This window comes from Paenibacillus sp. JCM 9796 (assembly GCF_055379675.1).
Genome location: NZ_AP043723.1, coordinates 4,493,953 through 4,505,838, shown reverse-complemented (window position 1 = coordinate 4,505,838; position 11,886 = coordinate 4,493,953). Strand labels below are relative to the sequence as shown.

General features: G+C 53.0%; 13 protein-coding genes. 1 reads left to right on the top strand and 12 read right to left on the bottom strand.

Annotated elements, in window-relative coordinates; genetic code table 11:
• Positions 1–75: 75 nt before the first annotated feature.
• The 12 genes from ACZ439_RS21710 to ACZ439_RS21655 form a co-directional block, all read right to left on the bottom strand.
• Positions 76–873, bottom strand: coding sequence for an enoyl-CoA hydratase/isomerase family protein (locus ACZ439_RS21710; protein WP_127607555.1), 798 nt, complete (start codon positions 871–873; stop codon positions 76–78).
• A 412-nt stretch (positions 874–1,285) separates the two neighbouring features.
• Positions 1,286–1,546: a YciI family protein gene (locus tag ACZ439_RS21705; RefSeq protein WP_127607557.1), complete on the bottom strand. Its 261-nt coding sequence runs from the start codon at positions 1,544–1,546 to the stop codon at positions 1,286–1,288.
• Positions 1,547–1,618: 72 nt separating this feature from the next.
• Positions 1,619–2,524 carry an alpha/beta hydrolase gene (locus tag ACZ439_RS21700; RefSeq protein WP_201318303.1) on the bottom strand — a complete coding sequence of 302 codons (906 nt, stop codon included), beginning with the start codon at positions 2,522–2,524 and terminating at the stop codon, positions 1,619–1,621.
• 95 nt (positions 2,525–2,619) lie between these two features.
• A complete protein-coding gene (pobA, locus tag ACZ439_RS21695; protein WP_054799010.1) occupies positions 2,620–3,804 on the bottom strand; it encodes a 4-hydroxybenzoate 3-monooxygenase in 1,185 nt (394 codons plus the stop codon).
• A gap of 32 nt (positions 3,805–3,836) precedes the next feature.
• Positions 3,837–4,775, bottom strand: a complete 939-nt coding sequence (locus ACZ439_RS21690) for an amidohydrolase family protein (protein WP_054799009.1) — start codon at positions 4,773–4,775, stop codon at positions 3,837–3,839.
• Positions 4,776–4,809: 34 nt separating this feature from the next.
• Positions 4,810–5,001: a 4-oxalocrotonate tautomerase gene (locus tag ACZ439_RS21685; RefSeq protein WP_127607562.1), complete on the bottom strand. Its 192-nt coding sequence runs from the start codon at positions 4,999–5,001 to the stop codon at positions 4,810–4,812.
• 17 nt (positions 5,002–5,018) lie between these two features.
• A complete protein-coding gene (locus ACZ439_RS21680; RefSeq protein WP_127607564.1) occupies positions 5,019–5,801 on the bottom strand; it encodes a 2-keto-4-pentenoate hydratase in 783 nt (260 codons plus the stop codon).
• A 20-nt stretch (positions 5,802–5,821) separates the two neighbouring features.
• A complete protein-coding gene (dmpG, locus tag ACZ439_RS21675; RefSeq protein WP_054795663.1) occupies positions 5,822–6,835 on the bottom strand; it encodes a 4-hydroxy-2-oxovalerate aldolase in 1,014 nt (337 codons plus the stop codon).
• Between the two features lie 16 nt (positions 6,836–6,851).
• Positions 6,852–7,736 carry an acetaldehyde dehydrogenase (acetylating) gene (locus ACZ439_RS21670; RefSeq protein ID WP_054799046.1) on the bottom strand — a complete coding sequence of 295 codons (885 nt, stop codon included), beginning with the start codon at positions 7,734–7,736 and terminating at the stop codon, positions 6,852–6,854.
• A 44-nt stretch (positions 7,737–7,780) separates the two neighbouring features.
• Complete coding sequence (locus ACZ439_RS21665) at positions 7,781–8,563, bottom strand: 2-keto-4-pentenoate hydratase (RefSeq protein WP_054795662.1); 783 nt, start codon at positions 8,561–8,563, stop codon at positions 7,781–7,783.
• Positions 8,564–8,584: 21 nt separating this feature from the next.
• A complete protein-coding gene (locus tag ACZ439_RS21660; protein WP_054795661.1) occupies positions 8,585–10,045 on the bottom strand; it encodes an aldehyde dehydrogenase in 1,461 nt (486 codons plus the stop codon).
• A 29-nt stretch (positions 10,046–10,074) separates the two neighbouring features.
• Complete coding sequence (locus ACZ439_RS21655; protein ID WP_054795660.1) at positions 10,075–10,875, bottom strand: DODA-type extradiol aromatic ring-opening family dioxygenase; 801 nt, start codon at positions 10,873–10,875, stop codon at positions 10,075–10,077.
• 233 nt (positions 10,876–11,108) lie between these two features.
• On the opposite strand from ACZ439_RS21655, the gene ACZ439_RS21650 reads away from it, so the two are divergent.
• A complete protein-coding gene (locus tag ACZ439_RS21650) occupies positions 11,109–11,885 on the top strand; it encodes an IclR family transcriptional regulator (RefSeq protein ID WP_127607568.1) in 777 nt (258 codons plus the stop codon).
• Position 11,886: the final 1 nt, after the last annotated feature.

Sequence of the window (11,886 nt, the reverse complement as noted above, 5' to 3'; positions counted from 1 at the left end):
TTTTTTTAGTCTGTCATCTAAAAATATTGCCGCGCAAGTACGCTCTCCACCATACTTTTCGCAAGATAGGCTCTGTTATTGTCCCTTCCAGTTCGGTTGACGCTTCTCAAGGAATGCGCTCAAGCCTTCTTTGGCGTCTTCCGAACGGAACAGCAGGTTTTGCAGCTCGCCCTCGTAACGAATGGCAACGTTCAGCGGCATTTCGATGCCGTTCTGAATCGACAGCTTAATATTGGATACGGCATAGGAGGCGCTGTTCGCCAGCTTCCGGGCGTATTCCAGCGTCAGCTCCCTTGCTTGCTCCTGAGGGAACACTTTGTTAACCAAGCCGATCTCAAGCGCCTCCTGCGGCGTCAGCAGATCGGCGGATATATTCAAATCAAGCGCGCGGGAAGGGCCGATCAGACGGGCCAAACGTTGGGTGCCGCCCGTGCCGGCAAGAACGCCCAGCGTAACTTCAGGCAATCCGATTTTACCCGATTTGTCGCCCATAAACCGGAGGTCGCAGCCGAGAGCCATCTCCAATCCGCCGCCAACGGTATGCCCTTCCAGACAAGCGATGAACACTTGCGGCGAGCGCGCAATTTTATCCAATGTTTCGTTGCAGAACAAACAGAATTGCGTTTTGAATTTCGGGTCCGCCGCCTTCAGGAAGTTAATGTCCGCACCCGCAGAGAAAAAATTCGGCACGTCGCTCATCAAGACGGCAACCTTGATGCTCGGATCGAAACGGATATCGTCGATAGCCGCGTTAAGCGCTTTGTAAAACTCAAGGCTGTAGGAGTTCGTTTTGTTGATATGAAGATGAATTTCGGCGATGCCGTCTTCCTTCTTTAGCGTCAGCAAGCTTTCTTGTTTCGTTTCAGTTGCCATAGGGTATAGCCTCCTCTTAATATTATGTTTTTATTTCAACCGTCTACAATACATAATATACACAATTAACCGTTTACATTCAACAACTGAAAATCAACCAAACCACGCGTATATATGCGGAAAATAGGAGTAAATCTTGGATATGCTCCCTTATTCTCATATATTACGTTTTTTAGACGAATGTTCAATAAACATTTTACGCTCTCTTTTCGGTCGAATGCTGAATGGGAACGATCCCCTCACTCGCATAATTATTCCATGTCCGTATGGCAATTCCCTGCTGAACGGTCTTCCAACTTTCCCGCATTCCGGTTGGGTAGGCGCGCAATCTACAAAAAAAAGCCTGAATCATAAGATTCAGGCCTGCTGTTGAAACACCCGTATGTTTTTTATCCCAACCATCAGCTCACTTCTACTGCACCATATCCCACTCGTGAACTTCATAGGAGCGTGCGCCGGAACGCACATAGGGATCGTTCTCGGCCCACGTCCGCACGTCTTCTATCGCCTCGGCTTTATAAATGACCATACCTCCCCAGCCATCGGCAAACCGGCCATTGGCGAATATGTGCCCCTGTGCACGCTGCTCTGCAAGGTAGGCCAAATGCTCATTTCTATGCACCTGGCTTTTTTCTGCATCAAGCATCGGCAAAAAAACGACGAACATTTTCATGACGGAAACCTCTTTCTATACGTTATCTTTCAAGCAACCTCGTACGAAAATGGAAGCTGCATACTTTTCTCGTTATACATATGCCGTCAAAAATTTTCGGACGATCTCTAGGACGTCAGGCGTCCAGAAGCGGATGCCGTGCCCGGCGCCTTTCACTTTGTAGAACGTGACGTCTTGTCCCGCTTCTTTCAACGCTTCGTACAGCAATACGCTTTGATTAAACGGAACCAGCTCATCCTGGTCTCCGTGCATGATCAGGAACGGCGGCAACGCTTTTTCCCTGGAAATATAGGTGATCGGATTCGCTCTCGAAACTTTGTCCGGATGCTCCTGAATAGGACCGCCGATGAGCAAGGATTCAGGCGAGTCCCCGGCATCATGGTCCACTTTGGAAGGATACTTGTTCATTTGCAGCAAATCCGTAGGGCCGTAGAAATCGACGACGGCTTTCACTCCGCTGGACTGCTCCGTATACCGGTCCGATTCGAACTCCGCAAAACCTTCGCTTACTCCGACTAAAGCGGATAGATGTCCGCCCGACGAATCTCCCCATACGGCAACCCGTGCAGGGTCAATCTGATACTTGTCGGCATTGGCCCTCAAATAGCGGATGGCTGTCTTAACGTCTTGAATTTGTGCAGGAAACGTTGCTTCGAGGGAATGCCGGTATTCGACACTCGCCACAACATACCCGTGATGGGCGAAGTCGGACAATTGAGGAATAGCCATATACAGACTTTGAGGAAGCCAGCCCGATCCTTGTACATACACCAGTAACGGATAAGGCCCCTTTGCTCGGGAAGGCATGACGATATTTATCTTTAAGGAGCGGTCTTCGTATTGAGCATACTCGATATCGGGCAAATATACACACGCATAGCCGTCATTTTGATCGCCATATACGATCTGCATGCCCTCCGGACTTTCTTGATCTGCAGGAACATGCATATCCCTGAATTTTATTTTCGGTGCAGACATCGGTCGGAGCTCCTTTATTCTGTATTGGGTAACGTCCACAAACTAAAGCAGCCTTGATCTTGTAGACCAGATCAAGGACGCTCAAGCGACTCCCGTTAAAACTCCATAGGCAGTCCGATATAATTTTCCGCGAGACTGGTCGATGCGGCACGCGAAGACGTGACGTAATCCAGCTCGGCCAATTGAATACCTCGTTCGAATGGTGTATGTCCCATGTCCCGGTGCAGCATCGTGGTCATGAACCAAGAGAAGCGCTCCGCCTTCCAGATGCGCCGCAAGCAAATTTCCGTATACCGATTGAGGATATCCGTCTTTCCAGCCTTGTAAAACGCTTCAAGCCCCCGCGCCAGCACTTGCACGTCTGCCGCTGCGAGATTCAGCCCCTTAGCCCCTGTCGGCGGCACGATATGAGCGGCATCGCCGGCCAAGAACAGTCTTCCGTACTGCATCGGGTCGCAAACGAAGCTGCGCATCGAAACGATGCCTTTTTGAAAAATCGGACCTTCGATGAGCTTAAACCCGTCCTTCGTCTCAAGCCTTGTGTGCAGCTCGGACCAAATCCGGTCGTCGGACCAGTTGTCGATATGGTCTTTGGCGTCGACTTGAAGATACAGCCGCTGAATTTGCGGGGAACGGGTGCTGACCAGCGCAAAGCCCTGTTCATGGTTCGCATAGATGAGCTCATGCGATGATGGAGGCGCTTCCACAAGGACGCCCAACCAACTGAACGGATAGATCTTCTGATATTCCTTGCGGACCGATTGCGGGATCGCCGGACGGCTCGGGCCGTGAAACCCGTCGCAGCCGGCAATATAATCGCATGCGATCTCTTGCAGTTCGCCGTCCTTATTCGGGCGGAATCGTATTTTGGGCGCGCTTGTATCCACATCGTGAAGACTTACGTCTCCGACATTGAAGTAAATTTGGCCCCCTGCTTGAAGCCGTGCCGCAACCAAATCTTTAATGACCTCGTGCTGCGCATAAACCGTGACATACTTGCCCCCGGTGAGCTCGTGAACATTGACCCGATGCCCGGTTCCGTTGAACCGCAGCTCAAATCCTTCGTGAAAATGCCCTTCTTTCATCATTCTTACGCCTACGCCCATCTGATTCATCAGATCCACTGTACCTTGTTCGAGCACGCCTGCACGGATCGTTCCCTCGATCTCCTCGCGGGTCCGGCTCTCGATAATAACGGACTCGATGCCTTGCAAATACAGCAGATGGGAGAGCAACAGCCCGGCAGGACCGGCTCCGATAATGCCAACCTGAGTACGCATAAATACCTCCTGTTGCTCCTTGATAGCGGTTATTATTTGTTCATCAGGGATTGAAAACCTTTCGCTCCGTTGATTGCCGGAGGCCACTCACATAAGTCGAACGGATAATCCGTGCCCGGCACAACCCGATCCTCTCCGACCAATTCCACCAAGTAGTTCAATCCATCGGGATTCCAGAGCACCGTATCATACCAGAATCGCCGGATCTGCTCCTGCGGCGATTGCTGCAGGTGGGCGAATGCCCCGCCCCACTTCTCATACCCTTTGGCCAGCCTTCCGATTTGGTAAGGAAGAAAGCCTCCGCCGTGCGCAAGCAGTACTTTGGCGTCCGGGTAACGTTCAAGCGTCCCGCTCAGCAGCAGGTCCGTGGCGCTAACGGTCGTTTCCCACGGTACGCCGATCAGGTTGGGCATCATCCGTTTGCTTAATCGCGGATCGGTGCACAACAAGGGATGAACGAATACGACGGCTTTCCGCCGGTTGGCCGCTTCCCAGAAAGGAGTGAAGCGCTCTTCGCTTAACAGGTGGCCGGACCAGGAGGAGGCCAGGATGGCTCCCTGAAGTCCGCCGTCCATGGCCCGCTCCAATTCCCGGGCAGCCGCCTCCGGATCGTTCATCGGCAGCGTAGCCAGTCCAGATAGTCGGCCCGGATGGCTCCGCGCCCACTCCGCCAAGCTATCGTTATAAACGGCAGCCAGCTCCTTGGTGATGTCCGCTGGGAAATCATACAGAAACAGCTGGGGGATCGGGGAAACCAAGGAGTGGACAACCCCTTGCTTCCCCTGCTCTTCCAAATATAGAAGCGGATTCACGAACGCTTCCTTCAGCTCGAATTCCCAGTTTCCGTTGACGCTCAGGAACTCGGCTTTGTTCGGGTCCTTCTTGATCCAGCTGGCGTTAACCGAAGCCTTGTTCTCTTGCAGCCACCGCAGCACGTCGGGAGGGATAAAATGCGTATGAACATCGTACATCTTCAAGACCTCCAGGTAAGCTGATGGATACGTTTTACTTCCGTCTCTCCGATACCGGAACCCCGGCGATACCCCAGTGCGTCTTCGGAACTTCCGTGACGAGCACCCGGATATTTTCTTTCGGGGCATCCAGCTCTTCGGACACCGTATCGGTCACGCGGGCAATCAGGCTTTTCACTTTTTCAGGCGGACGGCCTTCCAGAATCTGGATGTTAATAATCGGCATATCTGATCATTCCTTTGCTATTCTTTTACAATAAAATCGACGGTACCCAGTCCATCGAACTTGGCCGAAACGGAGTCGCCCACATTCAGCATGACGGCGCCCGTTATTCCGCCGCTCAAAATAATTTGTCCGGCTTTCAGCTTCAGCCCTTTTCTTGCGAGCATATTGGCCAGCATCGCGACGGAGTTCGCCGGATGCCCGACGACAGCGGCTCCTGCGCCAAGATCCTTGATTTGTCCGTTAATGCTCAACGTAACACCGAGTAAGTCCAGCTCCAGATTGTCGGGACGCTTAATCGTGCTGCCAAAGAAAACTCTGGACGAAGAAGCGTTGTCTGCAATGACATCGGGAAGCGTAAACTGGAAGTTTTGGTAACGGCTGTCGATGATCTCGAGCGCAGGCAACACGTAGTCCGTAGCCGCGAGCACTTGAGCTCCCGTAATGCCGGGGCCCTCGATATCTTTGCCCAATACGAAAGCAATCTCCGCCTCCACCTTCGGGTGAATAAGATCGCTTATGGCAAGCTCCTGACCGTTCACTACCATATAATCGAAAATATATCCGTAAATAGGCTCGTTCACATTCATTTGCTTCATCTTCGCTTGGCTGGTTAACCCCATCTTCGGACCTACGATGCGGTAGCCTTCTTCCAGCTTCATATGCACCAATTGCTCTTGAATGGCATAACCGGCTTCAACGGTCAAATCGGGATGCTCGTTCGTTAGCTTGAGCACCTCTTTTTTCTCCACTTCCGCATTAATCAGGAAGCGGGCGAGGTCTTTGATAACAGTCTTATCCATCTTCGTCCTCCCGAATTTGTTTAGTTGCGTTGTTTGGCCAGCTCTGCGGCCACATCCACGATCATATCTTCTTGACCGCCAACGACTTTACGCTTGCCCAATTCAATTAACACATCCCGCGAGTCGATGTTGAACCGTTTAGCCGCGCGCTGTGCGTGAAGCAGGAAGCTCGAGTATACGCCCGCGTAGCCAAGCACCAGATTATCGCGGGTAATTTCTTGAGGAACCTGCAAAATCGGCGCAATCACTTCTTCTGCGACGTCCATAATTTTATAGAGATCGATCCCGGTCCGGATGCCCATATGCTCAAGCACGGCAATCAGCACTTCCGTTTGCGTATTGCCTGCGCCGGCTCCCAGGCAGCGGATGCTGCCGTCGATGCGTTTGGCCCCTTCTTCGATCGCAGCCAGCGTGTTGGCCATGGCCAGAGACAAATTGTTATGGCCATGAAAGCCGACGTCCACCTGCAGGTTTTGACGAAGCGCGCGAACTCTTTCCTTGACCTGATGCGGGAGCAAGGCCCCTGCGGAATCGAACATGTATACCGCATCCGCACCGTAGCTTTCCATTAATTTGGCTTGCTCGACAAGCTTGTCGACCGGCGCCATATGCGACATCATCAGGAAGCCAACCGTTTCCAGTCCCAGCTCTTTAGCCTTGGACAGATGCTGCGCCGCAACGTCCGCTTCCGTCACATGCGTTCCGATCCGGGCCATCTTGACTCCAAGCTTGGCCGCTTCCTTCAATTCATGGACCGTACCGATGCCCGGTAATACAAGCACCGCGATTTTGGAGTCGCCGCTGACGGAGACGGCCGCTTCAATTAGCTCCATTTCATTCGTATGGGACAAGCCGTATTGCAGGGAAGAGCCGCCCAAGCCGTCGCCGTGGGACACTTCGATATAGGGGACGCCCGCTTCGCCGAGCGCCTTGGCCACCTTCGCGACTTGCTCAACCGTATATTGATGGGCGATGGCATGGCTGCCGTCGCGGAGGGCCACTTCCGTAATCAGTAGATCGCGTTCTGTCGTCATCTTCGAGCTCGCCTCCTTACTTAGTCGTTTGGGCCAGACGGTGGCGTGCGATTTCTTCCGCCACTTTGACCGCAGCTGCCGTCATAATATCGAGATTGCCGGAATAGGTAGGCAGGTAGTCGCCCGCCCCTTCCACCTCGAGAAACACCGTTACTTTGTTGCCGTCAAAAATCGGAGCCGTCCGAAGCCGGTACCCCGGTACGTACGATTGAATGGAGGCTACCATCTCTTCGATCGAGCGGCTAATCGCCTCTTCGTCCATCTTGTCGGGGTCGACTAAGGCATAAACGGTATCGCGCATCAGAATCGGCGGTTCGGCGGGGTTCAGAATGATGATCGCCTTGCCCTTCTTCGCTCCACCGATGCTTTCGATGCCGTGGGCCGTCGTTTCCGTAAACTCGTCGATGTTGGCACGGGTGCCGGGACCCGCGCTCTTGCTGGAAATGGTCGCGACAATTTCCGCATATTCCACCGGACACACCCGGTTCACAGCATGAACGATCGGGATCGTCGCTTGACCGCCGCAGGTGACCAAATTGACGTTATCCGCTTCGATATGCTCCTTGAGGTTGACCGTCGGTACGACCAGCGCGCCTACAGCGGCCGGCGTCAAATCCATGGCTAGCTTCCCTGCGTTTCGCAGCGCCTTCGCATGACGAATGTGGGCTTTAGCCGAAGTGGCGTCGAATACGATATCCGCCAGCTCCGGTCTTTCCAGAAAGCCCGGCAGACCGTTCTCAATGGCAACGTATCCCCGTTCTTTCGCACGAGCCAATCCATCCGACGCCGGATCAATCCCGATCATCGTCGTCATTTCCAATACTTCGGACCGCTCAAGCTTATACATTAAATCCGTGCCGATGTTGCCTGAACCAAGCACGGCGACTTTTATCTTGGACATGACATGCACCATCCCTTCATTATGTGTCCTGAAACCAAATGGCTTTAACCTTCGAAGCTTACGCTGACCTCGCCCAAGTGGGCAAGCCGCGCGCGGAAATGATCTCCCGGCTTGGCATGAACAGCTGCGGACAACGCGCCCGACAAAATCACTTCGCCGGCTTTCAGCGTAATGCCGAACTCGAACAATTTGTTGGCGAGCCACGCCACGCACGCTGCAGGATCTCCGAGAGCCGCGGCGCCTACGCCGGTATTCATAATCTCGCCGTTCTTATACAGCACCGAACCTACGAGAGTCAGATCGACGGCATCCGGCTTGACCGGTTTGCCCCCAAGGACATAAAGTCCGGAGGATGCGTTATCCGCAACCGTATCCTGGAGCTTGATCTTCCAATCGGCCACCCGGCTGTCGACAATTTCAAGCGCAGGCAGCACGTAATCGGTTGCGAGCAGCACATCCAGCGCCGTTACGTGCGGGCCGATCAAATCTTTCTTCAGCACAAACGCAATTTCCGCCTCGACTCTCGGCTGGAGCAAGCGGGAGAACGGAATGACTCCGCCGTTCTCCACAACCATATCGTCCAGCAGATGTCCGTAATCGGGCTGATCCACCTTCAGCAGCTGTTGCATCGCCAAGGAAGTCAGACCGATCTTCTTCCCTACGATGACGCTGCCTGCCTTCACTTTCTTATCGATATTGATAAGCTGCACCTGGTAAGCGTCTTGTATGGTCAGATCGGGGTCTAATGAAGTAAGCGGATCTACGCCCTTGCCTTGCCGGACCGCCTGCTCCAAATGATCTGCATAGTTGATCCATTTGCCATCCATTCGATTGTACCACCTGTCTGATTAGAGTTTGATGCAAATATTGGTTAACTCGGAGTAGAACTCGAAGCTGTGTACGCCTCCCTCGCGCCCGATGCCGCTTTGCTTCATACCGCCGAACGGCGTGCGAAGATCGCGGAGGAACCACGTGTTCACCCAGACGATACCGGCTTCGATCTGACCGGCCACCCGGTGCGCCCGGCGCAAATCGTTCGTCCATACGGAGGCGCTGAGCCCGTAATGCGTATCGTTAATTTGCTCGAGCACTTCTTCTTCCGTATCAAACGGAATGACCGTAACGACCGGTCCGAAAATTTCTTCTTTGACGACGCGGCAGTCGCGAGTGAGCCCGGTAATGATCGTCGGCTCCAGGTAGTAGCCTTTCTCCAAGCCTGCCGGACGTTTGCCGCCGTGCAGGATCGTGCCGCCTTCTTCGACGGCCAGTTTAATATAGCCGGTCACGCGCTCATAGTGCTCTTCGCTGATCAAGGCGCCGACTTTCGTCTTCGCGTCGAACGGATCGCCGACGACCAGCTCCTTCGTTTTGGCAACGAATTTATCCAGGAACGCTTCATAGGCGGAACGTTCAACATAAATTCTGGAGCCGCACAAACATACCTCGCCTTGGTTGATAAAGCTCGATTTGAGCGTCGTCTCGATCACTTCATCCAGATTGGAATCGGCGAAGATGACATTCGGATTTTTGCCTCCGAGCTCGTAGGACAACCGTTTCAACGATTTGGCTGCGGCAGCCATGATGATTTTCCCTGTCGTCGTTTCTCCGGTAAAGCTGATTGCATTCACATCCGGATGCTCGGTCAATGCCGCGCCCGCCGAATTCGGGCCGAAGCCATGCACCAGATTCACGACGCCGTCCGGCACGCCCGCATCGCGACAAATTTCGGCCATTACCGTCGCCGTCATCGGCGTAAGCTCCGCCGGCTTCATGACGACCGTGTTGCCGGCAGCAAGCGCAGGGGCCAGCTTCCAAGTCATCAAGAGAAGAGGCAGGTTCCACGGGTTAATGAGCCCGATAACCCCGACCGGACGGCGGATGGCATAGTTGATCGCCACATCGTCCATTTGGGTCGCTTCGTTCGTAATCGTGCGGATATAATCCGAGAAGAAGTGGAAGTTATACGCCGCCCGCGGAATGTCGATGCTGCCGGACAACCAGGTCGGTTTGCCGGTATCCAGCGATTCCAGTACGGAAAGCTCCTCTTTCCGCTCCAGAATCAGATCGCCTACCTTGCGCAGGATGGCGATGCGTTCATTCGCGGTCATCTTCTTCCAAGGACCGTTCAGCGCCTTACGGGCGGCTTGGACCGCCAGTTCGATTTCGGCCGCTCCACCTTCCGCAACGGTCCCCAGCTTCTCTTCCGTCGCCGGATTGATATTGTCGAACGTTTTCCCGTCAAGCGAAGGTACAAATTGGCCGTTAATAAAATGTAAACAATCGATTGGTTTCACCTTGGTTTGCTGCATGTCGAATTCTCCTCATCTATCTATATAATTTAAGATACGAACGAAATAATGGCGTTGGCGCTGCCGGAAGATTGGCCGTAGCCCCAGAACTCCGCGCGCTGCTTATCATCCAGCACACCCAGCAAAGCGGCCAAATGGCGGCCTCCCGATTCAACACCAGCGATTCGCGCGTATTGGGTCAACATTTCGCGGGCAGCGGTGTAATCTCCATTCATTAAATAGCCGATGAATTGGTTATCCATCGCCTGTTCCGACCGGGTCGGCATATGCTCACGGCCCCGGACCAGGTTGTGGGACAAGGCGCCGCTGCTGACGAACACCGCCCGTTTCTCGCTTTCCCTCAGCACTTTGCCGATTTGAAGGCCCCATTGATACGATTCTTCCAGGCTGGAAGCCAGGCACACCGATAAACTGATGACGGAGATGTCCTGGTTCGGAACCATGTAACGAAGCGGAACAACCGTACCGTAATCCCAAACATAAGTCGGATCGTTGATCTCCAGAATGGGAATACCGGCCGCTTTGCCCGCAGCCACCAGCTTGCGCGCCAACTCCTCATCGCCTGGATAGTCATACGGCACATCCGAGATAAGATCCGGGCACTCCATCGCCGTCAAGATTCCGGAATGCCTCGGGGTTGCATCCACGTAGTGATGAAAGGTTGCCGGAAAGTGACAAGACATCAGCACAACTACATCCGTCTTAAGCTCCTTGATGCGGTCCCGCATCTGCTTGAGTCCCTTAACCAAATCCTGTTGGAAGTCAGGCGTATTGGGTTCATGACAAATGCTTGGAACGTGCGCGGCTAACATAGCCATTTCCAAAGACATATGATCCCTCCCTAAATTTACCTTGATGAAAGCACTTACAATGGTTATGATTCAATATTACTCACTTCCGGTTCTGCAATCAACATCGCCGTTCCTCTATATGCAACGAGCTTTATTATTTTTTTCTCCTTCCTTTCGCCGTTCCGCTCATGCTATACTTGTTTTCAAAAAAAATTCGTGCCGTATTCTTGTATAGGCAACAACAAACGAATGAGGCCATGTGGGGGATTTGTATGCCTGACAAACCAGCAGGGGAATCTACGCTTTCATCCGTCAAAAATTCGCTGCGGATCTTGAATAGCTTTACGAACGAGGAGCCTGAAAAACGGGTGATCGATTTAGCGAATGAGCTTCAGCTTGGAAAAAGCACCGTTAGCCGATTGTTAAGCACGCTGGCGAGCGAGGGCTTCGTCACCAAAGACCCCGAAACCCAGAAATACAGGCTGGGCTTACGGATCCTTACGCTAAACAGCATTGTCATTGCAAACCTGGAGGTTAATAAGGAAGCCCGTCCGATTCTCCGCAATCTGGTGAATGAAACCGGAGAAGCGGCCCATATTGCCGTATTGGAAAACCAGGAGGTCGTCTATACCGAGCAAATCGAGTGCTCCCATCCGGTACGTATCCTGTCTTATGTCGGACGCCGCAACCCGGTTCATTGCACCAGCTCCGGTAAACTTTTGTACGCTTTTTTAGACCGCGTGGCTATCGTGAAGCTGCTGCAGCAAGAACTGAAGGCGTATACGCCTAATACGATCACCGATCCTGATATCTTGAAAAAGGAACTGATGGAAATCAAACAGGCGGAATTTTGCTACAGCGATTGCGAGTTTTTACAGGACGTCGTCTCCTTTGCGGCTCCGATCCGCGATTATACGGGAAAGGTGATCGCCGCGATCTCTTTGGTAGGCCCGAAGCACCGGATTCTAAAGCATCAGCATTCAACCATCAAAAACAAGGTGATCAAGGCGGCCAAAGAAATTTCCAGAAATCTCGGGTATATGGCGTAAG